Raw genomic sequence first — 23,757 nt, 5'->3', positions numbered from 1 at the left:
GTACGCCCCCTCCCCTTTCGCGGTCGATTTTCCAACAGATTGTATCGCCACCCAAATTCCGCCTTAAAGCGCGGTCTATCCTGAAGGCATCATGATCCGCCGCACCGCCCTCGCCGCCCTGCCCCTCGCCTTTCTGGTCGCGCTCGCCCCCGTGGCGTGGTCCGGTACGGCCGCCGCCAAGCCGTCCACACAGTTCACCGACCAGGACAAGGCCAAGCTGACGCAGGTGGAAACCTACCTGAACGGCATCCAGACGCTGAAATCACAGTTTCAGCAGATCAACCCGGACGGCAGCCTGGTGCGTGGCACCTTTCAGCTGAAGCGTCCGGGCAAGATGCGGATCGACTACGACCCGCCCAACAAGAACTTCATCGTGGCCGACGGCCACTTTGTCTATTTCTGGGATGCGGAGGCGAAGGAACAGTCCAACGCGCCCATCGGCAGCACCATGGCCGACTTCATCCTGCGGCCCGACCTGCACCTGTCCGGCGACGTCACGGTCACGTCCATGGACGACAGCGCCGGGGTGCTGGAGGTGACGCTGGTCCAAACCAAGGACCCCGGCCTGGGCCGCCTGACCTTGATGTTCCAGGAACAACCCTTCACCCTGAAGCGGTGGCGGGTGCTGGACGCTCAAGGCGCGACCACAGAGGTGGCGCTGCTGGATCCCCAGGCGGGTGTCAGCCTGGACGACAGCCAGTTCTATTTCCGGGATCCCAGCCGCCGCAAGGAACGCGACTGACGCCGCAGCGGCCGGCCCATCGGCCCAGGCCAAAACGTCCCCAGGCCAAAACGTCAAGGAGGGTTCAGCGATGACCAGCCTTCCCCGCACCCCGATGCCCATCGTCGGCGTTTCCGCCGACTACCGCACCCTGGGGCGCCATCCCTTCCACGTCGTGGGCGACAAGTATGTGCGCGCCGTGTCGGACGGCGCCAACGCCCTGGCGGTGCTGCTGCCGGCCCTGGGCGACCGGTATGACGCGGCGGAAGTGGTGTCCCGCCTGGACGGCCTGCTGTTCACCGGCAGTCCCAGCAACGTGCATCCTGATCGTTATGACGGGCCCCTGTCCGAACCCGGCACGCTGCATGACCTGAACCGCGACGCCACCACCCTGCCCCTGTACCGCGCGGCGTTGGCGGCCGACCTGCCGCTGTTCGCCATCTGCCGGGGTCTGCAGGAACTGAACGTGGCGCTGGGCGGCACCCTGCACCAGAAGGTGCAGGACGTGCCGGGCCTCATGGACCACCGCGATGACGAGACCCAGCCGCTGGAGGTCCAGTACGGCGCCGCCCACGCCGTCGACCTGACCGCCGGCGGCCTGATGGCCCGCATCACGGGGCGGGAGCGCCTGACCGTCAACAGCCTGCACCAGCAGGGCATAGACCGCCTGGCTCCCGGCCTGACGGTGGAGGCGGTGGCGCCCGACGGCCTGATCGAGGCCGTGCGGGTGGAGAAGGCCACCTTCGCCCTGGGCGTGCAGTGGCACCCCGAATGGCGCTTCTGGGAAGACCCGGCCGCCGTCGCGCTGTTCAAGGCCTTCGGCGACGCGGTGCGGGCGCGCGCGGCCACGCGCGCGCCTTGACGCCGTCCGCCCGGCAAATCAGGCCAGCGCCGCCTCGATGGCGGTGACCAGGGCCGGGTCCTGCGGTTCCACGTCCGGGGCGAAGCGGGCGATGACTTGGCCGTCGCGGCTGACCAGGAACTTCTCGAAGTTCCAGGCCACGTCGCTGTCGTTCTTGGGCGCCAGGCCATGCTGCGCAAGCTTGGCCAGCAACTGCCCGCCCTCTTTCGGCTGGGCCTTGGGCTGCGCGGCGATCAGGGCCTGGTACAGCGGGTGCCGCTCCTCCCCATTCGCATGGACCTTGGAAAACACTGGGAAACGGACGCCGTAGTTGCGCTCGCAGAAGGTCTGGATTTCCTCGGCGCTGCCCGGCTCCTGCCCCGCGAAGTCGTTGCAGGGGAAGGCCAGGACCTGGAAGCCCTTGTCCTCGAACCGGTCATACAGCGCGCTGAGGCCGGTATATTGCGGCGTCAGTCCGCACTTGGACGCCACATTGACCACCAGCAGCGCCTGACCCTGATATTCCGCCAGGCTGGCGGGCGTGCCGTTCAGGCGGGTCAGCGGGATGTCATAGAGGCTCATGGCGCCAGGCTCCGGTGCTGGAAAAGGGACGGGCAGGGTAAAATCAAAATATATTGCGCACAATATGATTTGGGGTCGCAGTCCCGGATGGGATTTGACCTTGGCCGCCTGGTGGCCGTATGCAGCGAACACCCCCATCATCGAACCTGCCGGAAAGCCTCATGCGCATCGTCACCTGGAACATCAACTCGGTGCGGCTGCGCCTGGACATGGTCTTGCGCCTGGTTGACGACTATGGCCCCGATGTCTTGTGCCTGCAGGAAACCAAGGTGGTGGATGACGCCTTTCCGCTGAAGGAACTGGCGGCGCGGGGCTATGTCCATGCCCATGTCCGGGGGATGAAAAGCTATAACGGCGTCGCCATCCTCTCGCGCCTGCCGCTGTCGGCCACGGGTGGCACGCTGTGGTGTGAGCGGCAGGATTGCCGCCATGTGCAGGCGGAGCTGCCGGGCGGCATCGAACTGCACAATTTCTACATTCCGGCTGGCGGCGACATCCCCGATCCCGACCTGAACGACAAGTTCCGGCACAAGCTGCGTTTCCTGGATGAACTGGCCGCCTGGGGCGAGGCGCTGGAAGACCGGCAGAAGCCCCGCATCCTGGTGGGCGACCTCAACATCGCCCCGCTGGAAAACGACGTCTGGTCCCATCGCCAACTGTTGAACGTCATCTCCCACACCCCCATCGAGGTTGAGAAGATGGACGCGATGATGCGGGCGGGGGAGTGGGTGGACGCCGTGCGCCATTTCCTGCCGGCCACGGAGAAGCTCTACACCTGGTGGTCCTACCGCTCTGCCGACTGGGGCTTGTCCGACCGGGGCCGGCGCCTGGACCACATCTGGGTCACGCCGCCGCTGGTGCCGCACCTGCTGGGCTACACCGTCATGCGCGAGGCGCGCGGCTGGGGGCCCAAGCCTTCCGACCATGTGCCGGTGATGATTGACCTGGCCGTCTGAGGCGGCGGCGCGAGGCCGTCATATAGGCCGCGACGGCGGCCGCCGGAGCTTTCCGGGGAACGTAGTGGACTGGAAAGCGAGGATAAGCCAAGCGGCCGGATGGCCGCGCCCGGCGCCTGAGGGAGAACTAAACCGTCACGTCCAGCAGTTGGCCGCGCCAGGGATGGCCGCTGCTGCGGGCGCGGACGGCGTTGGCGCCGGTGTCGGTCGCCTGGCCGGTATCGGTGCCGCTGCGGTTGTCCTTGCTGCCTTCCGACCGGCCCGTGGGCTGGGCCGCCGCGGTCGTCTGCGTCGCCACCGGCTTGGCCGTGCTTTGCGCGCCCGCAACCGCCGCCACGAACGACGGGTTCTGCGTCGGCGTCTGCTGCTGCGGCGTCAGTACCGGTGTCGGTACGGCCTGGGCGATGGTGGGCGGGACAAACATGCGAATGACTCAACGCTTCCCTTGACGTCGAGTCAAGACACGCCGACGGCGTAAGTAAGCGGACAGTCATGCATGTGGATGCGAAGGGGCGACCATTTGCCGCCCCGGGAAAGCACCTACAATTTTATTGAATTTGTCGACTGGGGCTCTTCTTCCGCCACCTTTGGCCGTCCGTCCCTTTTCAGTCGATCCTCTCAGCCGAACGTGTAGTGCACCTCGACGATGCCGGGATCGTCCGGGTATTCGGTCTGCTTGAAGCCCAGGTCGCGGCACATCTGCAGCATGGTGACGTTCTCGCGCAGCACCTCGCCGAACACCTCGCGGATGCCACGGGTGCGGGCATAGTCCAGGATGCGGGTCATCAGCAGATAGCCCAGGCCCTTGCCCTTCATGTCGCTGCGCACCAGCACGGCGTATTCCGCCTTGTCATTGTCCGGGTCGGCGGTGATGCGCACGGTGCCGAAGATGGCCTCGTCCCCCGGGCGCAGGTTCGATCCCTCCGCCGGCGGCGGGGCGGGGTCGGCGGCGATGGCCACCAGCGCCATCTCGCGGTCGTAGTCGATCTGCGTCAGGCGGGCGGCCATGGTGCGCGACAGGCGGCGCATGGGCGCGAAAAAGCGCAGGCGGATGTCCTCGATGGCGGTGCGGGCGATCATGTCATGGATCAGCGGCTCATCCTCCGGGCGGATGGGCCGGATCAGGAACTCACGCCCGTCATGGATTTTGACGTGCTGCTCCAGGCGCTTGGGATAGGCCCGGATGGCCAGGCGCACCGCCCCCGGTTCGGGCGGCGTCGCCACGCGGATGCGGGCGTCCAGCGCCATGACGCCATCGGCGCCGGCATACAGCGGGTTGATGTCCAGTTCCTGGATTTCCGGGAAGTCGATCACCAGTTGCGAGACCTTGTTCAAGGTCAGGGCGATGGCCGTCAGGTCCGCCGGCGGGCGGTGGCGATAACCCTGCAGCAGGCGATGGACGCGGGTGCGGGCCATCAGGTCGCGCGCCAGGTTCATGTTCAGCGGCGGCAGGGCCAGCGCCTTGTCCCGCACCACCTCCACCTCCGTCCCGCCCTGGCCGAACAGCAGCACCGGGCCGAACAGCGGGTCGTCGGTCATGCCCACGATCAGTTCCACGGCACCCGGCATATGGGCCATCTGCTGCACGGTGAACCCGTCGATGCGGGCGTCGGGGGCGGCGGCGTGGATGCGCGCCAGCATCGCCTCCGCCTCCAGGCGCACCTCGTCCGGCGCCAGGTTCAGGGCCACGCCGCCCAGGTCCGACTTGTGGGTGATGTCCGGCGACACGATCTTGACGGCCAGCCGGCTGTTGCGGCCGGGCACGGCCAGCTTCCTGGCCGCCGCTTCCGCCTCCTCCGGCGTGGTGGCGGTCACCGTCTCCACCACCGGGATGCCGTAGGCACGCAGCACTTGCTTGGCCTCGTATTCCGACAGCCAGGTCCGCCCTTCCGCCAGGGCCTGCTCAATGGGTATCCGCGCCGCCACGCCGTCATAGACGAACTGGTCGGGCACGGTGGACGGCACCTCCATCAACTCATCCTGGTTCCGGCGATAGCGCACCAGGTGCATGAAGGCGCGCACCGCCTCGTCCGGGGTCTGGTAGCTGGGGATGCGGTTGGCGGCGAACAGGCGCCGCGCCTCGACGGCCGCCCCCTCCCCCAGCCAGTTGGCCAGCACAGGGAAGCGCTTGCCGCGCAACGTCTCGATCACGGCGCGCGCCGCCTCGCCGCTGTCGGCCACGGCGGTGGGGCAGTTCATCACCAGGACGGCGTCGCAGCCCTTCTCCTCCAGCAGGATCGACAGGGCGTCGGCATAGCGCTTGCCGGTGGCGTCGCCCAGGATGTCTATGGGGTCGCCGTGGCTCCAGGTCGGGGGCAGCAGGCTGTCCAGCCGGGCGATGGCCTCCGGCGACAGCTGGGCCAGGCGGCCGCCCTGCTCGATCAGGCTGTCGGTGGCGATCACACCCATGCCGCCGCCGTTGGTCAGGATGGCCAGGCGGTCGCCCTTGATCTGCACCCCGGTGGCCAGCGTCTCCACCGCGTCGAACAGCTCGCCCAGCTCCCCCACCCGCAGCATGCCGGCGCGGCGGAAGGCGGCGTCATAGATGGCGTCCGCGGCCGCCAGCGACCCGGTGTGCGAGCTGGCGGCGCGCGCCGCCTCATCCGAGCGGCCGGCCTTGATGACGATGACGGGCTTGGCCCGCGCGGCGGCGCGGGCGGCCGACATGAACTTGCGGGCGTGGGCGATGGCCTCGACATGCAGCAGGATGGCGCGGGTGTGCCCGTCCTGGGCCATGAAGTCCAGCAGGTCGCCGAAATCCACGTCGGCCATCCCGCCCAGCGACACCAGGTGGGAAAAGCCGATGCCGCGGGGTGTCGCCCAATCGACGATGGAGGTGACGACGGCCGCACTCTGCGCCAGCAGGGCGATGTCGCCCTTCAGCGGCGGAACATGGACCAGGCTGGCGTTCAGGCCGTTCCCCGGGGCCATGACCCCCAGGCAGTTGGGGCCCAGCACGCGCAGCAGGTGGGGCTTGGCGGCATCCAGAACCTGCTGTTGCAGCGCCTTGCCCACGTCGCCCAATTCGGCGAAGCCGGCGGTGATGATCACCGCCGCCTTGGTGCCGCGCTCGCCCAGCTGGCGGATCAGGTCGGGCACGGTGGCGGGCGGTGTGCAGATGACCGCCAGGTCCGGCACCACGGGTAGCGAGGCCACGTCCGGGTAGGTCAGCACCCCCTCGATGGAGCGCTCCTGCGCGTTCACGGGCATGATGGGCCCGTCGAAGCCGCCACCGAACAGGTTGCGGGCGACGACCGCGCCCACCGTCTGGGGGCGTCGGCTGGCGCCGATGATGGCGATGGACGACGGCTTGAACAGGTGGTGCAGGTTGCGGATGGTCATGCGGCCTTCCCTCTGTCCTCTGCCGTCATTGGGCGTGGGGCCCGACCATAGCAGCCTCGCGCGGCAGGGCCATGACATGTCTCAAGATTTCAGGAAGCCTAGCCCCATTGGCCGCCCCGACCAAGGGCGCCGGGCTCAGGACCATGAAAAAGGGGCGGCACCCTGCGGCACCGCCCCTTCTATTCTTGGCGCAGAGCCAGCCTTACTTCTGGGCGTTGTAGCGCTCCATGGCATCGCTGATCATCTTGGCGGCCTCGTCGGCGTCGCCCCAACGGACGATGCGCACCCACTTGCCCTTCTCCAGGTCCTTGTAGTGCTCGAAGAAGTGGGCGATCTGCTCCACCAGGATCTCCGGCAGGTCCTTGTAGCTGCTGACGTTGGTGTAGAAGCTGTGCAGCTTGTCCACCGGCACGGCCAGGATCTTCTCATCCATGCCGGCCTCGTCCTCCATCAGCAGCACGCCGATGGGGCGCGAGCGCAGCACCACGCCCGGGACCACGGGGGTGTTGCTGACCACCAGCACGTCGGCCGGATCGCCGTCGCCCGACAGGGTGTGCGGCACGAAGCCGTAGTTGGCCGGGTAGTACATGGCCGTGTGCAGGAAGCGGTCGACGTAGATGGCGCCCGAGTCCTTGTCCACCTCGTACTTCACCGGCTGACCGCCCTGCGGGATCTCGATGACGACGTTGATGTCCCACGGGGCGTTCTTGCCGACCGGGATCTTGCTCATGTCCATGGAAGTTGCCTTTGCGTCACGACAAACGGTTGAACCGTGATGATGGGATCGGCCCCCGGGGAGGGGGCCGGCGCGGCGCAGTCTATGCGAGTGCACCTGCGAAAAAAAGCTGGGACAAGGTATAGCGGGCGCAACCGCCATACCCGTTCCCGGCGGGACGGTCAGACGCCCGCCACCAGTTGGGCCAGGTCGGCCTGCGAGCGTGCGCCGTAATGGCTGATGATCTCGGCGGCGCACAGGGCGCCCATGCGGCCACAGGCCGCCATGTCCCGCCCCCGGGTGTAGCCGTAGAGGAAGCCCGAGGCGAACAGGTCGCCGGCACCGGTGGTGTCCACCACCTTGGCCACTGGGGCGGCCGGCACCGTGACGATCTCCTCCGGCGTGACGATGACGGCGCCCTTCTCGCTGCGGGTCAGGGCGGCCACGGCCACCTGGCCGCGCACCGCCTGCACCGCCTGGTCGAAGTCGGTGCCATACAGGGCGGTGATCTCCGCCTCGTTGGCGAACAGCACGTCGACATGGCCGGCCACCAGGTCGCGGAAGCTGTCCAGGTGGCGGTTCACGCAGAAGGCGTCCGACAGGGACAGCGACACCTCGCGGCCGGCGCCGTGGGCCGCCGCCGCCGCCTTCAGGAACGCCTCCTTCGCCGCCGGCGGATCCCAGAGATAGCCTTCCATGTAGGTGACCTGGGCCGAGGCGATCAGCGCCGGGTCGATGTCCTCCGGGGTCAGGCGGACGGCGGCGCCCAGGTACGTGTTCATGGTGCGCGCGGCGTCCGGCGTCACCAGGATCAGGCAACGGCCGGTGGCCGTGCCGTCCGTCAGGTCGGTGGTGACGAAGCGCGAGCCCACGGCCTCGATGTCATGGCGGTAGACGCGGCCCAGCTGGTCATTGGCCACCTTGCCGATGAAGGCGCCCTTGCCGCCCAGCATGGCGATGCCGGCCATGGTGTTGCCGGCGGAGCCGCCCGACATTTCCATGCCCGGCCCCATCTTGGCGTACAGCGCCTCGGCCTCGGCCGTGTCGATCAGGCGCATGCTGTTCTTGTCCAGGCTGTTTTCGCCCAGGAACGCATCCGTCGTCTGCGTGATCACGTCGACGATCGCGTTGCCGATCCCCACCACATTCAATTCAGCCGTCACTTAAAATCCTCCGGATCGGCAAGAAACTTGGCGCGCAGTATAGAGATGGGGCGGCTTGCGGCAAGCGCGGGGGCATATTACCTAGGATGTTGATGATCCGCGCCCTCTTCCGCACCCTGGCCCAAGCCCTCGATCCCGCCCTGCTGCGGGTGATGATCCGTTCCTTCGTCCTGACGCTGCTGTCGTTCGTGGCGCTGGGCGTGGTGGTTTCTTTCGGGTTGGACCGCCTGCACCCCACCGGCAATCCCTGGCTGGACCCGCTGGTCACCGTGGCGGGCGCCCTGGGTGTCGTGGCGCTGGCCTGGTACTTCTTCCTGGTTGTGGTGGCGGCCGTCGCCGGCATGCTGGTGGAGCCGGTGGCCCGGGCCGTAGAGCGCCGGTGGTACCCCCAATTGCCGCCCCCCCGCGACGCCAGCCTGTGGGAGGAGACGGCCATCGCGCTACGCTTCACCGCCCTGCTCATCATCGTCAACGTGGCCGTGCTGCCGCTGTGGCTTTTGCCGCCGGTGGGTGCCGTCGCCTATCCGCTGGCCAACGGCTTCCTCCTGGGCCGGCAGTATTTCGACCAGGTGGCGGTGCGCCGCATGCCACCGGATCAGGCCCGCCTACTCCGTCTGCGCTATAAGGGGCGGATTTTTTTCGCGGGCCTCATTATTGCCTTTATTTCCTTGCTGCCTGTTGTGAATCTGTTCGCGCCGGTTCTGGCGACGGCCTTCATGCTCCACCTCTTCGGCGGCTTTCCGCCGGCGGGCGGAACGCGGGGTCCGCAGCCGGGCGCATCCCGGGCGAACTCATAAAAAACGACCTTGAACGACCGGCCTGCCTCTGATCGGGGCAAGGTTGGCCGCGCGACACGTAGATTTGGGGACAACGCCGATGTTCCGACGTAACCGACCGAACCTGGGCCCCGTTGGCGGCGACCCGGCCAAGCCGGCCGACCTTCGCACGCCCGTTCCGGTGGCTGAGCCCACGCCCCCGGCCCCCCCGGCCGCGGAACCCGTTACCGAACCGGAGCCCTCGACCTTGGCCGCGGCCAACCGGGGGCCCTTAGACAAGGGGATCAACATGCAGTTCAAGACGCCGACGCCCGGCCCCGCCCCGACGCCGGGCCAGCCTTCGCTTGGCCTGGGCGGCGGCGCCACGCCGGTGCCGCCGACGCCCGCGACCCCGGTGCCGGCGGGTGCCGCCACCGGTGGTTTTCGTAGTGACATTCCGCGCCGCGTCGTGGAAATTCCGGGCACGCCGCCCCGGCGTGTCGCGCCCACCGGTACTGAAGGAAACGCACCCTTGCCTACCAATGACATGCGCAAACTGATCGTCGGCCGTGAAATCTCCCTGTCGGGTGAAATCGCCGCCTGCGACATCCTGGTGGTGGAAGGCACGGTTGAGGCCAAGTTGCGCGAGGGCCGGGCCATCGAGGTGACGGACAGCGGCCTGTTCAAGGGCTCCGTCGAGATCGATGAGGCCGATATCGGCGGTCGTTTCGAAGGCGATATTTCTGTGCGCGGCACCCTGCGCGTCCGCTCCACCGGCCGTATCCAGGGCAACATCCGCTACGGCGTGCTGGAGGTGGAGCAGGGCGGCCTGCTCGTCGGCACCATCGAGACGCTGACAGGCGAGTCCCGCGCCCGCCCGGTGAAGGAGGTGGAGGCCGTCGTCGCCCCGGGCGCCGACGCCTGATCTCCTCGCCCTTGTGGTGATTGATGATGGGCCGGCCCAGGTATGGGCTGGCCCATTTCACTTCCGGAACGGTCTCGGCCGGCACCGTTTCAGGCCGTCAGGACGGTCTTGGCCTCATAGGCGCAGAGGTCGATGACGCCGCACACCGCGCAGTCCGGCTTGCGCGCCTTGCAGACATAGCGCCCGTGCAGGATCAGCCAATGGTGGGCGTGCAGGCGATAGGCCTTGGGCACCACCTTCACCAGCTTTTCCTCCACCGCCTCCACCGTTTTGCCCGGCGCCAAGCCGGTGCGGTTGGACACGCGGAAGATATGGGTGTCGACGGCGATGGTCGGCTCCCCGAAGGCCACGTTCAGCACCACGTTGGCCGTCTTGCGACCCACGCCCGGCAGTTCCTCCAGCTCCTCGCGTTTGCGCGGCACCTGGCCGCCATGTTTCTCCAGCAGGATTTCCGACAGGCGGATGACGTTGGCGGCCTTGGTCTTGTAGAGGCCGATGGTCTTCACATGGTCGCGCACCGTCGCCTCCCCCAGCGCCACCATGGCCGCCGGGTTGTCGGCGATCTGGAACAGCGCCTTGGTCGCCTTGTTCACGCCGACATCCGTCGCCTGGGCCGACAGCACCACCGCCACCAGCAGGGTGTAGGGGTTGACGTACTCCAGTTCCGTTTTGGGCTCCGGATCCCGCTCGGCCAGCCGGCGGAAGAATTCTTCGATGGTCGCGCGTTTCATGTTCGGGGCCTCAAACGCCGGCGGGGCATCCGCCCCTTGGCTTATCCTCAGTTTCCAGTCCGCTGACGCTCCCCGGAAACTTCCGGCGGCCGCCGTCCCGGCCCGGGGGTAAAAAAGGAGATGCGCTGGTTTGCCCGATGCGGCGGGCCGGCAAATCTAGGGGTGGAGCGGGGGGCGGATCAAGCGGTGTCCCCAGGATGCCATTCCCATCCGGGCGTGCCGTGGAAGGCGTCGGCCAGGAAGTCGACCAGGGCGCGGACCTTGGCGCTGACATGGCGGCGGCTGGGATAGACGGCCAGGATGTCGATATCGGGGATGCGGTGGTTGGGCAGCACCGGCACCAGGCGGCCGGCGCGCAAATCCTCGCCGATCAGGAAGGTGGGCTGCCAGATGATGCCCTGCCCGGCCAGGGCGGCCGCGCGGGCGGTGTCGCCGTTGTTGGTCACCAGGCGGATGGGGATGCGCACCGTCACCGGCTCGCCCTGCGGGTCCAGCAGCACCCAATCCTCCGGCACGCCGGTGTAGCTGTAGGCGATGCGGGCATGGTTGGCCAGGCACTCCGGCGTTTCGGGAACGCCCTGGCGCGCCAGATAGTCGGGCGACGCGCACAGCACGTTGCGTGAGGTCGCCAGCTTGCGGGCGGCATAGGTGGGCGACCCGCCGCGTGAGATGCGGATGCCCAGGTCGAACCCCTCCTCCACCATGTCCACCACCCGGTCGGTCAGGGCGATGTCCAGCAGCACGTCGGGATATAACGCCATGAAGCGGGGCCATAGCGACGCCAGGTGCCGCACGCCGAAGCTCAGCGGCGCGTTCACCCGCAGCCGTCCCCTGGGCTTCAGCGTCGTGGCGGATGCCAGCGCCTCCGCCTCCGCCACCTCCTCCAGGATGGTCTGGGCGCGCTCGTACAACGCCTCCCCAGCCTCGGTCAGCGACAGCCGGCGCGAGGTGCGGTTCAGCAGCCGGCTGCCCAGGTAGCCCTCCAATTCGTTGACATAGCGGGTGACATTGGCGGGGGAGGTGTTCAGCGCGTCCGCCGCTTTGGCGAAGCCGCCCCTGGCCACCACCGTGGCGAACACCTCGAACGCGCGCAGCCTGTCCATGGGGGCCATCGGCTCATTATTCAGGAAAAGTGAATTATAAAGTCATTTTCACCCCATCGATGCAAGGGACGCTGAAGGGTAATTCTTGGTTTGTCAGCGGCGCGGTGGTCGCGCCGACCCCAGCATCGGAGAGTGAAAAATGGCTCGTTTGCAGAACAAGGTCGCCCTCATCACCGGCGCCAGCTCAGGCATCGGTCGCGCCACCGCCAAGCTGTTCGCCGCGGAAGGCGCCAAGGTGGTCGTCGGCGCCCGCCGCCAGGCGGAACTGGACAGCCTGGTGGCGGAGATCACCGGCGGCGGCGGCCAGGCCGTGGCGCTGGCCGGCGACGTCCAGCATGAGGATTATAACCAGGCCCTGGTGGCGCTGGCGGTGGAGCGCTTCGGCCGTCTGGACATCGCCTTCAACAACGCCGGCACCCTGGGCGAGGCCGGCCCCAGCACGGAGGTGAGCGAGGCCGGCTGGGCCAACACCCTGGCCATCAATCTCACCGGTCCCTTCCTGGGCGCCAAGCACCAGATCGGCCAGATGGTGAAGAACGGCGGCGGTTCCGTCATCTTCACCTCCACCTTCGTCGGGTACACCTTTTCCTTCCCCGGTTTGGCCGCCTATTCCGCCAGCAAGTCCGGCCTGATCGGCCTGACCCAGGCGCTGGCCGCCGAGTTCGGCCCCCAGGGCGTGCGGGTCAACGCCGTGCTGCCGGGTGCCGTGGAGACCGAGATGTACCACGCCGCCAACGACACGGCCGAAAAGCGCGACTGGCTGAACAACGCCCACGCCCTGCGCCGTGCCGGCCAGCCGGCGGAACTGGCCCGCGCCGTCCTTTACCTGGCGTCGGACGACTCGTCCTTCGTCACCGGCACGGCCCAGCTGGTGGACGGCGGCATTTCGATTACGCGAAGCTAAGGGCACGCGAATCTGAGAGCACGCGAACCTGAGGACCCCAGCGCCGGGGGCATGGCCCGCGCTTGAGCCCTGACAGGGGGCGGCCTTTACCGGGTAGGTGGGCCGCCCTACTGTTTTGTCCATGATCCATGACGAAACCACCCTGAGGCAGACCTGGCTCAGCGTCATCCTGCGGCCCCACCGCAGCCTGTCGCCGACGGGGTTCCGCATCCTCATGGGCGCTGTGGCGGCGGTCAGTTTCGGCGTGGGCCTGGTCTTCCTCCTGCGCGGCGCCTGGCCCGTCATCGGTTTCTGCGGCGTGGACGTGCTGGTCATCTACCTGGCCTTCCGCGCCAGCTACCGCTCCGCCCGGCTGTATGAGCGGGTGGAGCTGACCGACCAGGCCCTGACGGTGGAACGGGTGGAGCCCCGCCGCCCCAGCCGCAGCTGGTCCTTCGTTCCCTACTGGCTGCGCGTGCACATGGACGACCCGGCCCGGCATGACAGCCAGGTGGTGCTGACCAGCCACGGCAAGCGCCTGGTGGTGGGCAGCTTCCTGCCCATGGAGGAACGGGTGCGGGTGGCCAGCACGCTCAGTGACGCGCTCGCCCGGCATAGGAAGGGCGGCTTTTAAGCGCCCTCCGCCAGCAACCCTTCCAGCCAGCGCAGGGCGGGGGAGCGTTCGCCCAGGCGCTCGCGTTCGGTGCGGGCGATGGCGGCGAACAGGCGGCGCTTCAGGCCGGCCCCGTCCACCCCTGGCGGGTGGCCCGCCGCGTCCAGCACCAGATCCACCAGCCGGTCGGCGGCATGCAGCCGGCCCATCAGATAGTCGCTTTCCCGGTGGGCGCGGCTGAAGAAGGCGCCGAAATGGTTGATCTCCCGCCCCTTCAGGGGGATGGCGCCACCCATCGCCTGGCAGAACCGGGCGTCGTCCGGGCTGATGCGGTCCACCCGCACCTCCTCCAGATCGTCCAGTTCGCGCCAGCCGCTGATGGAAAAGGTCAGCACGTCCCAGAAGGCGAAGCCGACATAGGCCACGAACAGGTCCCGCCGCGCCGCCAGGCCCAGCATATTCAGGCCCATCAGCGCGAAAATCTCGTCCACCTGCTGGTTGATGGCGTTCAGGTCGATGCGCCGGGCCAGGTCCCACATGACACGGTCCACCGCCGCCAGGTCGGGCGGACGGCCCATGGCCAGCGGCTCGACGAAGGGCACGGCCAGGGCCTCGCGCTCGTCGGCGCTGAGGAAGGCGCCGGACTCATAGACGCGCAGACGCTCCAGGCAGTCATAGAGGTTGGCCTTGATGTCATCCAGGTCGCGGGCGGTGACGTCGGTGAACCCGTCCTCGTCCAGCCGGGCGTACAGCTCGTTCAGGGCGCGGATGACGAAGCGCAGGCGCCGGCCGCGGAAGCCCACATCGAAGGCCAGCAGGAAGCGAACCCAGGGCGGGGCGTCCGCCTCGGCCGTGTCGCCGGTCCCCCCTTCCTTCGCCCGCTCCAGACCCCAGGTCGTCACCTGGTCGGGCGTGATGCCGGTGGTCTGCGCCCAGGCGTGCAGGGCGTCCGTCGCCTGGCGTGCCGCCGCCGTGCCCGGCTGATAGCCGCAGCCCACCGCCACCAGCCGCCCCAGGGCGTCCAGGACGGAGGTCAGCTTCAGCCGCACATAGGCTTCATAGGCGAAGCCCGCCTCCTTGGCGGCGCGGCCGTTGGCGATCTCCCGCCAATCGTGGATCTGGGCGTAGGTCAGTTCCGCCGGCGTCTCGCCCCCCACCACCTCATGCACCAGCTGGGTGATGCCGGGCCGCGCCGCCTCGATGACGGAGCGCAACTGCCGCATGCGGGCGTTGTTGCGGTCGATGGACACCAGCTCGTCGCGCACCGGCTCATTGCGCGGAATGTCGGACAGCGCCCCCTTCAGCGTGCGGAAGAAGCCTGGCGTTTCCGCCCGGGCCACCCGTTTCAGGTGGGCCGGGTCGGGGTCGATGTAGATCAGCCGGCGGTCGACCTCACGGTAGGCCGGGCGGCCGGAAATGGCGCGCAGGGCTTCGGCGAAGGGCTTGTTGTTCAGCACGCTGCCGTCGATGAAGCTGATGCGCCCCGGGTCCACGCCGGCGGCGGTGTAGCGGCGGAAGTTGCGCTTGAGGAAACGGTCCCGGTCCGGCCAGTCCTGGCCCCGCCGCGCCAGCAGCCCGTCCAGCGCCCGCAGATGGGCGGGCGGGAAGGCGCCAGGGAAGGAGGAGGTGGCGCGCGCGGCGAACACCAGGCCGGGGATGGCGCCCTCGCCGAAATCCGTGTCCACCCGGCCGCCGGGCCAGCGGCGGTAATGGAACTTCAGGACGTGGCGATGCTCCCGCTCCTCCACCGCCGGCGGATCATGGGCGGGGATGCGCTGCAGGAAGCCGTGGAAGTCGGTGACGGTGACGAACAGGGACAGCGACTGCCCCGCCGGCAGCAGCGAGGCGTAGGGGCTGACCGGCTGGCCCATGGCGGAGGCCGCGTCCAGCAGCATCTCCATCAGGCGCATGCCGTCGAAGGGCGGCTTGAACCAGCGGGAGCGCACGAACATCGACAGCTTCCAGCGCATCTCGTCGTCCGGCGCCAGGCGCATCAGCCGTCCCAGGCCATAGGCCAGGAAGGGTTTCAGGAACCATTTGCTCCATTTCGTCGCCCGGCCGTCCTCCACCATCAGCTTGGTGACGTCCGCTTCCTCCAGCCACAGCGCGGTCAGGGCGTCCAGGTCCAGGTCGTGGGCCAGGGCGCGGGCCAGCAGCACGCCGTTGATGCCGCCGGCGGACGATCCGGCGATGACGTCGATGACGATGCGCAGGTCGATGTGGGCGCCCACCTCCTGCAACAGGGCGACGTAGACCTCCTCCGTGTCCGGGGTCTGGTTGGCGCCCAGGGCGCTGCCGCTGCTGTAGCCGATGCGGCGGGCCAGATCGTCCTGCAGCGCCTGGTAACTGCCCTGGGCGCGCAGCCGAGGATCATGGGTGCCGTGGAACACCCGCGACGCGCGGGCCAGCTTCAGCAGCTCCTTGGTGACGCCATGCATGTAGACGGCCAGCGACACCCCGCCGTAGCAGACGAGGGCCATGCGCAGTTCTTTTTCCTTCACGGCATGGCATCCGAGGCGTGGTTACTCCCGCCCCGACTGTCGCGCCGCAATCCGGGGCGGTCAATTAAGTCTTTGAGACTTTAAGTTTTTGAGGGTGGGGGACGACGATTGCGCGCCAGTGTCATGACCAGCACGCCGCCGCCGATCAGCAGGGTGGCGGCTGTCTCCGCCAGGCTGGGCGCCTCCCTCAGCATCAGGGCGCCCAGGCCCAGCGTGACCACGGGGATCAGGGCCGGAAGGGCGGCGGCCCCGGTGGCGCCCAGCAGGACCACGGCCCGGTTGAAGGCCGCCAAGCCCACCAGGGTGGTGAAGCAGCCCTGGTAGATGGCCTGCAGCGCGATATCGGGCAAGGCCGCCTCGCCGATGCCCTTGGGCAATGCCAGCAGATAGAGCGGCAGGTACAGCAGCGCCGACCCGGTGGCGACGATGGCGGTGGCGTGCAGCGGGCCCACGCCGCTGCGCCTGAGGACGATGACGTAGACGGCCCACATCAGCGCCCCGCCCAGGAACAGGGCGTGGCCCAGGGCCGCCCCCTCACCCGACCCGCTGAACAGGCTGGGCCCGCCGATCAGGGCGCTGCCGCCCAGGATCAGTCCCACGCCGGCCCAACCGATGACCGGCAGGCGTTCGCGCAGGAACAGGGCGCCCAGCACGGCGGTCATGGCCGCCATGGGGCCGGGGGTCAGGGCCGCCGCGTGCGAGGCCGGGGCGTAGCGGGCGCCGGCCGCCAGCATCAGGGCATAGGGCGCCCCCGACCCGGCCACCAGCAGGCCCAGGCCGCCCAGGCCCAGCCGGTCGAAGGCCAGGCCGCGGCGGCGCAGGATGGGGACCATCAGGGCGCCGGCGGTGGCGAAGCGCAGGGCCACCAGATCGAAGGCGTTCAGGCCGGCCTTCACGCCCATGCGGGTGATGACGAAGGACCCCGCCCACACCGCCACCGCCAGCAATCCCCACAACGCCCCCCGCAGACCGGGGTGGGCCCAGCGGCTGGGTGGGGCGGGAAGTTCGGCGGCGGTATCGGTCATGGCGGGGTCAGAGACCCAGCACGTCGCGCATGCTGTAGAGGCCGGGCCCCTTGGCGCCGGCCCAGAGGGCGGCGCGCACCGCACCCCGGGCGAAGATGGCGCGGCTGCCGGCCTTGTGGGTCAGCTCGATGCGCTCCCCCTCAGCCGCGAAGATGACGGTGTGGTCGCCTACCACGTCGCCGCCGCGCAGGGTGGCGAAGCCGATGTGCCCGGCCTCCCGCGCGCCGGTGTGGCCGTCGCGCACCCGGTCGGACACGGCGTCCAGGTCCACGCCCCGGCCGGCGGCGGCGGCGCGGCCCAGGCCCAGCGCGGTGCCCGACGGCGCATCCACCTTGTGGCGGTGGTGCATCTCCACGATCTCGATGTCCCAGACGTCGGGGCCCAGCGTGCGGGCCACGTCCTGCACCAGGGCCAGCAGCAGGTTCACGCCCAGGCTCATGTTGGGCGCCTGCACCACGGCCGCCTGCCCCGACGCCGTGTCGATGGCGGCCTGCTGCTCGGGGCTGAGGCCGGTGGTGCCCACCACCAGGGCGGTGCCGTGTCGCGCGGCCAGGCCCGCATGGACGGCGGTGCCGGCGGGGGTGGTGAAGTCGATGACCGCGTCGCTGGCGGCGAACAGGGACTCCACGTCGCTGGTGGAAACCAGGCCGGCGGGCTCCAGCCCGGCCAGCGTGCCCAGGTCCCGGCCCAAATCGGGGTTGCCGGGACGCATGGTGCCGCCCGACAGGGTGGCGCCGGGGGTGTCCAGCACCTCCCGCATCAGCATGCGGCCCATCCGGCCGCCGCAGCCCACGATCCCGATCCGCATGACCCTATCCCCACCGGTGAAGCTCTCGTGGGGGCGGTCTTATCACAGCTTACCCGCCGAGACAGCCGGCCAGGGCATGGGCGTTGGCGCGCATCAGCGTGGCGTAGAGGTCGGGGCCGGGGGCCAGCAGCGCGCCTTCGGGGTCCAGAACGCCGCGCTTGGCCTTGGTTCCGTCCACCAGGGTGGCGATCAGCGCCGTGTCGAACTGCGGTTCGGCGAAGACGCAGGTGGCGCCGGACGATTGGATGCGGGCGCGCAGCTGGCTCAGGCGCGCGGCGCCGGGTCGCACCTCCGGGTTCAGGGTGATGGCGCCCACCCCGTCCAGGCGATAGCGCGCCTCCAGGTAATGGAAGGCGTCATGGAAAACGACGAAGGGCTTGCCGCTGACGGGGGCCAGGATGGCGCCGACCTCCTGGTCCAGCGCGTCCAGGTCTCGCAGCAGCTTGGCCAAGTTGTCGCGGTAGCGGGCGGCGTCGGCGGGGTCCTGCTGGATCAGCGCGTCGGCCATGGCGCGGGCCATGGCCTTGGCGTTGGCCGGGTCCAGCCAGGCGTGGCCGTCGATCTGGGTGTCGGCAGCACCCCCCGCCGCGGCCGCCACCACGTGGCCATGGTCGTCGCCGTCCGCCCAGGCACCGGCGGACCGCAGGGCCAGGGGGCGCAGGCCCGGCGCCTCGATCAGGGTGACGATGTGCGCGCCACGCGCCAGGTTGGCCAGCGGCTTCACCAGGAACGGCTCCAGCGTCGGGCCCATCCAGAACACGATGTCGGCCCGGGACAAGGCGGCGGCGTCCGACGGCTTCAGGCTGAAGCTGTGCGGGCTGGCGGTACCGTCCACCAGCAATTTGGGCGTGTCGCCCCCGGGGCCGACCCCCTGCATCAGGGCCGCCGCCAGGGAATGCACCGGCTTGACGCTGGCGACCACCTGGGGGGCATGAGAAGCCGCCCCCTGCTGGGTTTGGGCCTGCGACGGGGTGGCGACCGCCAGCCATAGCAGGGCGACCAGGGGCAGGATGCGGGCAGAAACCATGGGAATCCCAACCGGTGTAAGGGCGCCGGGGCGGTTGTGACCGGCTAGTGATGTTATACTATAACATTTGTCAAGTCGGTTCGGATGCCGTAAAGCCGGGGGGCACACATACCTGCGCCGCAGGCTCGCCCCCCATAGGTCCCTCACATGTTGCCAGCCGAACCGCTTATCAAGACCGCCGGGCTGACCGTGCAGTTCGGCCGCCGCACGGTGCTGCAGTCGGTGGACCTCAGCGTCGCGGCGGGCGAGGTCGTGACCCTGGTGGGTCCCAATGGCGCGGGCAAGTCCACCCTGCTGCGCGCCGTGCTGGGTCTGCAGCGGCCCAGCGGCGGCACGGTATGGCGCAAGCCCGGCCTGCGCATCGGCTATATGCCGCAGCGCCTGGCCGTGGATGCCACCCTGCCCCTGACCGTGCGCCGGCTGCTTTCCCTTTGGGGGCCGGTGACAGAAGCGGCCGTGGTGGAAACCCTGGGCGAGGTGGGGGCCGCCGGCCTGGCCGGCAGTGCCGTCCAATCCCTGTCGGGCGGTGAACTGCAACGGGTGATGCTGGCGCGCGCCCTGCTGCGCCGCCCGGATCTGCTGGTTCTGGATGAGCCGGCGCAGGCGGTGGACGTCGCGGGCCAGGTCACGCTGTACGCCCTGATCAACGCCATCCGCCGCCGTCACGGCTGCGGCGTGCTGATGGTCAGCCATGACCTCAACCACGCCCTGTCCGGCACCGATCGCCTGGTTTGCCTGAACGGCCATGTCTGCTGCGCCGGCCGGCCCGAGGATGTCCGCCGCCATCCCGATTTCCAGGCCCTGTTCGGCATCACGGCCGACGCCTGGGACCCGCTGGCCGTTCCGGCCTGGCTGTCCTCGGCGGGGCCGCACAGCCATGGCGCCGCCCCGCCGGGGTGCCAGCACAGCCACGACCAGACGCCCCCGGGCCCCGGCGCCACCAAGGACCGCCCCACCCATGGATGATTTCCTGTTGCGCGCGCTGGCCGGCGGTGTGGGCGTCGCCCTGGTGGCGGGCCCCCTGGGCTGCTTCGTTGTCTGGCGCCGCATGGCCTATTTCGGCGACACCCTGTCCCATGCCGCCCTGCTGGGCATCGCGCTGGGGTTCGTGGCCGGCATCAACCTGATGTTGGCGGTGGCCCTGGTCGGGCTGGCGCTGGCGGGTGTCCTGGTACTGATGCAGCGCCAGCGCAAGCTGGCTACCGACACGCTGCTGGGCCTGCTCAGCCACACCACTCTCAGCCTGGGCCTGATCGCCGTCGCCCTGTTGCAGACGGTGCGGGTGGACCTCATGTCCTATCTGTTCGGCGATATCCTGGCCGTCAGCGGCGGGGACCTGGCCTGGATCTGGGGCGGCGGGGCCGTGGTGTTGGCCCTGCTGGCCTGGCTGTGGCGGCCCCTGCTGGCCATGACGGTGAGCGAGGATCTGGCGCGGGTGGAGGGGGTGCCCGTCCTGGCCACCCAGCTGGGCTTCATGATGCTGATGGCCGCCACCATCGCGCTGGCCATGAAGGTGGTGGGCGTGCTGCTGATCACGGCGCTGCTGATCATCCCCGCCGCCTGCGCCCGCCGATTCGCCCGCACGCCGGAAGTCATGGCCGCCCTGGCTGCGATGATCGGCGCGCTCTCGGTCTGCGGGGGCCTGGGCGCGTCCTTTCGGGCGGATTTGCCGGCGGGGCCGGCGGTGGTGGTTGCTGCGGCCGCGTTATTCGTGCTGTCCCAGCTTTTTCCCCGGCGCACGCTTCGCTGACCCGGGCCGCCGGGCGACCGCAGGTGGAGTCGCATTCGCACCTGCACGCCATTTTAACCAATTTTTAAGGATAATTTCGCTACCGCCGCCGCGTCATCTCGGTCACAATCTGATTAACAGCACGTGAACCGGCGCCCACTTGATGTGGGGCAGACATGACGATGGAGCATGGTTTGGATCGGTTCTCCCTCGCCGGCATGAAGGCCGGCAACGCGCCGGCGCCCGCTGGCTCATTGGGTCCGGGTGTCATCCCGGCAGAGCTGCGCCGTGACACGGACCGCTCGGCCGCCGCCCGCGTGGCGCGTTTGGCCTGGTTCGAACTGGCCGCCGCCGCCACCCGACGATCCCTGGCCCAGGACCTGGCGGACGTTCCGGATTCGGCCGGGGACGCCACGATCATTCGCTGATCCGCTTTTTGCCCCGGCCCGCGCCGCCGCCCCTGTCCGTCAGGAACCGGGGTTCGGCGCCGGGGTCGCGGGCGCCGCGAAGCTGGTCGGGGCGGGGTCCACGACGGTGACGCCGGTTCGCGTGACCTCCAGCACCGACAGGCCCCGCTCCACCTGGCCGGTCGGCAGCAGGCGGAACACGCCGTCGATGCCGGCGAAACCGTTGGGGTCCGTCAGGTTTTCCCGCACATAGGCCTTGTGGGCCTTGGCCAGCACCGCGGCCAGCGCGGTCGCGTCATAGGCCAGGGTGGCCAGCCGCGGCGGGCGTTGCCCGTACACGTCGTTGAAGCGCTTCTCAAAGCCCTGCCGCACGTCCGGTGCCGCGCTGGCGTACCAGCCCCCGACCAGCGACGGCTCGCGCCCGATGCCCGGCTCGTCCCATTGGCCCGTGCCCAGGAAGCGGACGGGGCCGGGATCGATGTTGAAGAACGGCAGCAGGGGCGCCACCTCCTTCAGCCGCTGCCCGCCCTCGGCGATCAGGATGGCCTGGAAGGGCAGGTCGTCCACGGCGGGCGCGGCCTTTCCATCCTTGCTGGCGGCCGCGTCGCGCGCCGCCGCCATCTGGGCGTGGCGCTGTTCGAAATTGGACAGGCGCTTGATGGTTTCGCTGACGTCCTTTTGCGTCGGCTGGTACCGCGCGGCGGTGGTCACGTCGGCGCCGGCCTTGGACGCCGCGTCGCGCATGGCTTGCTCCACCATGTCGCCATTGCCGCCCACCGGGGCCAGCAGGGCCAGGCGCGTCAGGCCATGGCTGGCGGCGTAGGTGACCACGCGGGCCACCTGGTCCTGTGGCTGGAAGCCCAGCACCCAGGTGCCGCCGGCGGGGGCGTGGGTGTCCGCCACCGTGGCGTCGTTGGAAAAGCTCAACACCGGCACCGTGCCAACCACCGGCGTCACCGCCTTGGCGTCCACCCCGTAGACGGGTCCGATCAGCAGGGTGGCCCCGGCGGCCAGCGCCTCTTGCGCCGCGGCCACCGACCCCTCCGGCGTGCTGCGGGTGTCGCGGATCAGCAGCTGGAAATGCGGGTCGGCGGTGTCGAACAGCGCCATCTGCGCCGCCTGCTGCATGGCTTCGCCCAGGCTGGCCGCCTTGCCCGTCAGGGGCAGCAGCAGCGCCACGCGCACCGTTTCATCCGCCGGCACCGTAAGCGCGGGGGTGGGGGCGGGCGGCGGCGTCTCGGGCGCGGCCTCAACGGTCTTGGGTGTCGGCGACTGGGGGGCGGCCTGCCGCGGCGCTTGCGCCTGCGGCGGCGGGGCCGTTACCGTGGGCTGGCTGGCGCAGGCGGCCAACAGGGTCAGCGCCAACAGCCCGGCAGCGGTTTTGCCTACCCTGGCTTTGCCAGACATACCGGCATACATCATCGCGAACCCACCCTTTGGACCACCTGTCGATCCCATGAAACCGCAGCATCCGCCAGTCGACGATGTCGACGCCGGCGACGCCCTTGAAGACGATACTGAAGACGCGCAGGACGACACCCCGGAGGGGGACGCCGCGCTGGACGGGGCAGAGCCTAGCGGCAGCGCCCCGTTCCGTAAACCGCCGCCTGGGCTGCACGTCGTCGCCACCCCTATCGGCAACGCCGGCGACATCACCCTGCGCGCGCTGGAAACGCTGAAGGGCGTGGACGCCATCGCCTGCGAGGACACCCGCGTGACGGCCAAGCTGATGGCCCGCTACCAGGTGCGCAAGCCCCTGCTGCCCTATCACGAGCACAACGCCGCCCGCATGCGGCCGCAGCTGCTGGCCCGCATGGCGGCGGGCGAGGCCATCGCCCTGGTGTCCGACGCCGGCACGCCGCTGATCTCCGACCCCGGCTACAAGCTGGTGCGCGAGGCGCGCGACCAGGGCTTGCACGTCACCCATCTGCCGGGCGCCAGCGCCACCCTGACGGCCCTGGTCCTGGCCGGCCTGCCGTCCGATCGCTTCTTGTTCGCCGGCTTTCTGCCCAACAAGACCGGCGCCCGCCGCGCGGCGCTGGAGGAATTGGCGCCGGTGCGCGCCACGCTGGTGCTGTTCGAGTCGGCCCAGCGTCTGGCCGACCTGCTGGCCGACGCCGCCCAGGTGCTGGGCGGGCGTGAGGTGGCGGTGGCGCGGGAACTGACCAAGCTGTTCGAGGAGGTGCGGCGCGGCACCTTGGCCGACCTCGCGACCCATTATGCCGAGGCCGGTCCGCCCAAGGGCGAGGTCGTGGTGGTCATCGGCCCGCCCGTCGCGTCGGGGGAGGAGGCCGTGGACATCGACGCGCTGCTGCGCGCGGCCCTGCGCACCCTCAGCGTCCGCGACGCCGCCGCCACGGTGGCGGAGGCCAGCGGCGCCCCGCGCAAGCAGGTCTACCAACGGGCGCTTGCGATTTCGAAAGATGACGCGGACTGAGCAGCTGGCGAGAAAGACGCTGAAGGGCCGCTCCGGCGAGCGCCTGGGCCGCTGGGCGGAGGCCTGGTGCCGCCTGGCGTTGCGGTTGAAGGGCTATCGCGTGCTGGCCAGCCGCTGCCGCACCCCAGCGGGGGAGATCGACATCGTGGCCCAGCGCGGTGACCTGCTGGCCATCGTCGAGGTCAAGGCGCGCGCCAGCGAAGAGCTGGGCCACCTGGCCGTCAGCGTGGCGCAATGGCGCCGGCTGGAGCGGGCCGCCGGCCTCTACGTCGCCGCCCGGCCCCACCTGGCGCGCCACGCCATCCGCTTCGATCTGATGATCGTGCGGCCCCGGCGCTGGCCGCTGCACAGGCCGGATGCCTGGCGGGCATCCTGATGGGCGAACCCCGTAGGCATCTCATGAGATACCGTCAGGTTGATCAAGATTTTTTGTCAGCCAGCGAGCTTTGGCACGAAGGGCTTTCGGGCCTTAGCGACGGCGTAAACGGCGACG

24 protein-coding genes are annotated in these 23,757 nt (G+C 69.5%); 12 read left to right on the top strand and 12 right to left on the bottom strand.

All coding sequences use genetic code 11. From position 1 onward, the window contains the following. Window positions 1–91: 91 nt before the first annotated feature. Both FBZ90_RS26765 and FBZ90_RS26760 read left to right on the top strand, forming a co-directional pair. Complete coding sequence (locus FBZ90_RS26765; RefSeq protein ID WP_145736612.1) at window positions 92–742, top strand: LolA family protein; 651 nt, start codon at window positions 92–94, stop codon at window positions 740–742. A gap of 70 nt (window positions 743–812) precedes the next feature. Beyond that, the gene (locus FBZ90_RS26760; protein ID WP_145736610.1) at window positions 813–1,583 is read left to right on the top strand and encodes a gamma-glutamyl-gamma-aminobutyrate hydrolase family protein; all 771 of its coding nucleotides are present in this window, start codon (window positions 813–815) and stop codon (window positions 1,581–1,583) included. 18 nt (window positions 1,584–1,601) lie between these two features. Here FBZ90_RS26760 and FBZ90_RS26755 read toward each other — a convergent pair whose 3' ends face one another. After that, complete coding sequence (locus FBZ90_RS26755; protein WP_145736608.1) at window positions 1,602–2,144, bottom strand: glutathione peroxidase; 543 nt, start codon at window positions 2,142–2,144, stop codon at window positions 1,602–1,604. A gap of 161 nt (window positions 2,145–2,305) precedes the next feature. Between FBZ90_RS26755 and xth the strand changes: the two genes are divergently transcribed. Further along, window positions 2,306–3,100 (top strand): exodeoxyribonuclease III, encoded by a 795-nt coding sequence (xth, locus tag FBZ90_RS26750; RefSeq protein WP_145736606.1) that lies wholly within the window; start codon window positions 2,306–2,308, stop codon window positions 3,098–3,100. 127 nt (window positions 3,101–3,227) lie between these two features. Here xth and FBZ90_RS26745 read toward each other — a convergent pair whose 3' ends face one another. The 4 genes from FBZ90_RS26745 to FBZ90_RS26730 all read right to left on the bottom strand — a co-directional run bounded on the left by FBZ90_RS26745 (window position 3,228) and on the right by FBZ90_RS26730 (window position 8,320). Continuing rightward, the gene (locus FBZ90_RS26745) at window positions 3,228–3,524 is read right to left on the bottom strand and encodes a hypothetical protein (RefSeq protein ID WP_145736604.1); all 297 of its coding nucleotides are present in this window, start codon (window positions 3,522–3,524) and stop codon (window positions 3,228–3,230) included. 194 nt (window positions 3,525–3,718) lie between these two features. Next, window positions 3,719–6,442: a bifunctional acetate--CoA ligase family protein/GNAT family N-acetyltransferase gene (locus FBZ90_RS26740; protein ID WP_145736602.1), complete on the bottom strand. Its 2,724-nt coding sequence runs from the start codon at window positions 6,440–6,442 to the stop codon at window positions 3,719–3,721. Between the two features lie 202 nt (window positions 6,443–6,644). Then, on the bottom strand, window positions 6,645–7,178 hold the full coding sequence (gene ppa, locus FBZ90_RS26735; protein WP_004271346.1) for an inorganic diphosphatase: 534 nt from the start codon (window positions 7,176–7,178) through the stop codon (window positions 6,645–6,647). Window positions 7,179–7,339: 161 nt separating this feature from the next. Next, complete coding sequence (locus tag FBZ90_RS26730; protein WP_145736600.1) at window positions 7,340–8,320, bottom strand: adenosine kinase; 981 nt, start codon at window positions 8,318–8,320, stop codon at window positions 7,340–7,342. A gap of 92 nt (window positions 8,321–8,412) precedes the next feature. On the opposite strand from FBZ90_RS26730, the gene FBZ90_RS26725 reads away from it, so the two are divergent. Then, a complete protein-coding gene (locus FBZ90_RS26725; RefSeq protein ID WP_186456066.1) occupies window positions 8,413–9,117 on the top strand; it encodes an EI24 domain-containing protein in 705 nt (234 codons plus the stop codon). Between the two features lie 268 nt (window positions 9,118–9,385). Further along, window positions 9,386–10,000, top strand: a complete 615-nt coding sequence (locus FBZ90_RS26720) for a bactofilin family protein (RefSeq protein WP_145736596.1) — start codon at window positions 9,386–9,388, stop codon at window positions 9,998–10,000. An 89-nt stretch (window positions 10,001–10,089) separates the two neighbouring features. Here FBZ90_RS26720 and nth read toward each other — a convergent pair whose 3' ends face one another. Both nth and FBZ90_RS26710 read right to left on the bottom strand, forming a co-directional pair. After that, entirely contained in the window at window positions 10,090–10,731 is a 642-nt protein-coding gene (nth, locus tag FBZ90_RS26715; protein ID WP_145736594.1) for an endonuclease III, read from the bottom strand. Between the two features lie 179 nt (window positions 10,732–10,910). Then, window positions 10,911–11,834, bottom strand: a complete 924-nt coding sequence (locus FBZ90_RS26710; RefSeq protein ID WP_145736592.1) for a LysR family transcriptional regulator — start codon at window positions 11,832–11,834, stop codon at window positions 10,911–10,913. Between the two features lie 139 nt (window positions 11,835–11,973). On the opposite strand from FBZ90_RS26710, the gene FBZ90_RS26705 reads away from it, so the two are divergent. Then, entirely contained in the window at window positions 11,974–12,738 is a 765-nt protein-coding gene (locus FBZ90_RS26705; RefSeq protein ID WP_145736590.1) for an SDR family oxidoreductase, read from the top strand. 121 nt (window positions 12,739–12,859) lie between these two features. Further along, complete coding sequence (locus tag FBZ90_RS26700) at window positions 12,860–13,351, top strand: DUF2244 domain-containing protein (protein WP_145736588.1); 492 nt, start codon at window positions 12,860–12,862, stop codon at window positions 13,349–13,351. Here FBZ90_RS26700 and FBZ90_RS26695 read toward each other — a convergent pair. The 4 genes from FBZ90_RS26695 to FBZ90_RS26680 all read right to left on the bottom strand — a co-directional run bounded on the left by FBZ90_RS26695 (window position 13,348) and on the right by FBZ90_RS26680 (window position 18,691). Beyond that, complete coding sequence (locus FBZ90_RS26695; RefSeq protein WP_145736586.1) at window positions 13,348–15,810, bottom strand: patatin-like protein; 2,463 nt, start codon at window positions 15,808–15,810, stop codon at window positions 13,348–13,350. The genes FBZ90_RS26700 and FBZ90_RS26695 overlap by 4 nt on opposite strands. 101 nt (window positions 15,811–15,911) lie before the next feature. Next, window positions 15,912–16,856, bottom strand: coding sequence for a DMT family transporter (locus FBZ90_RS26690; RefSeq protein WP_145736584.1), 945 nt, complete (start codon window positions 16,854–16,856; stop codon window positions 15,912–15,914). 7 nt (window positions 16,857–16,863) lie between these two features. Then, the gene (gene dapB / locus FBZ90_RS26685; protein WP_145736582.1) at window positions 16,864–17,664 is read right to left on the bottom strand and encodes a 4-hydroxy-tetrahydrodipicolinate reductase; all 801 of its coding nucleotides are present in this window, start codon (window positions 17,662–17,664) and stop codon (window positions 16,864–16,866) included. Window positions 17,665–17,713: 49 nt separating this feature from the next. Next, complete coding sequence (locus FBZ90_RS26680) at window positions 17,714–18,691, bottom strand: zinc ABC transporter substrate-binding protein (RefSeq protein WP_145736580.1); 978 nt, start codon at window positions 18,689–18,691, stop codon at window positions 17,714–17,716. A 147-nt stretch (window positions 18,692–18,838) separates the two neighbouring features. Here FBZ90_RS26680 and FBZ90_RS26675 point away from each other — a divergent pair, with 147 nt between their 5' ends. The 3 genes from FBZ90_RS26675 to FBZ90_RS26665 all read left to right on the top strand — a co-directional run bounded on the left by FBZ90_RS26675 (window position 18,839) and on the right by FBZ90_RS26665 (window position 20,848). After that, a complete protein-coding gene (locus FBZ90_RS26675; protein WP_145736578.1) occupies window positions 18,839–19,657 on the top strand; it encodes an ATP-binding cassette domain-containing protein in 819 nt (272 codons plus the stop codon). Further along, window positions 19,650–20,441, top strand: coding sequence for a zinc ABC transporter permease subunit ZnuB (gene znuB, locus FBZ90_RS26670; RefSeq protein ID WP_145736576.1), 792 nt, complete (start codon window positions 19,650–19,652; stop codon window positions 20,439–20,441). The genes FBZ90_RS26675 and znuB overlap by 8 nt, the downstream gene beginning before the upstream one ends. A gap of 155 nt (window positions 20,442–20,596) precedes the next feature. Then, window positions 20,597–20,848, top strand: coding sequence for a hypothetical protein (locus tag FBZ90_RS26665; RefSeq protein WP_145736574.1), 252 nt, complete (start codon window positions 20,597–20,599; stop codon window positions 20,846–20,848). A gap of 39 nt (window positions 20,849–20,887) precedes the next feature. Here FBZ90_RS26665 and FBZ90_RS26660 read toward each other — a convergent pair whose 3' ends face one another. Beyond that, a complete protein-coding gene (locus FBZ90_RS26660) occupies window positions 20,888–22,234 on the bottom strand; it encodes a penicillin-binding protein activator (protein ID WP_145736572.1) in 1,347 nt (448 codons plus the stop codon). 49 nt (window positions 22,235–22,283) lie between these two features. Here FBZ90_RS26660 and rsmI point away from each other — a divergent pair, with 49 nt between their 5' ends. Together rsmI and FBZ90_RS26650 are read left to right on the top strand one after the other, a co-directional pair. Further along, a complete protein-coding gene (rsmI, locus tag FBZ90_RS26655) occupies window positions 22,284–23,264 on the top strand; it encodes a 16S rRNA (cytidine(1402)-2'-O)-methyltransferase (protein ID WP_145736571.1) in 981 nt (326 codons plus the stop codon). Then, window positions 23,251–23,640 carry a YraN family protein gene (locus FBZ90_RS26650; RefSeq protein ID WP_145736569.1) on the top strand — a complete coding sequence of 130 codons (390 nt, stop codon included), beginning with the start codon at window positions 23,251–23,253 and terminating at the stop codon, window positions 23,638–23,640. Before rsmI ends, FBZ90_RS26650 begins: the two co-directional genes overlap by 14 nt. Window positions 23,641–23,757: the final 117 nt, after the last annotated feature.

This window comes from Nitrospirillum pindoramense, from assembly GCF_007827955.1.
In the GTDB taxonomy this organism is placed as follows: domain Bacteria; phylum Pseudomonadota; class Alphaproteobacteria; order Azospirillales; family Azospirillaceae; genus Nitrospirillum; species Nitrospirillum amazonense_B.
Note: the sequence above shows the minus strand (reverse complement) of the source record. Positions and strands in the feature narration are given on the sequence as shown.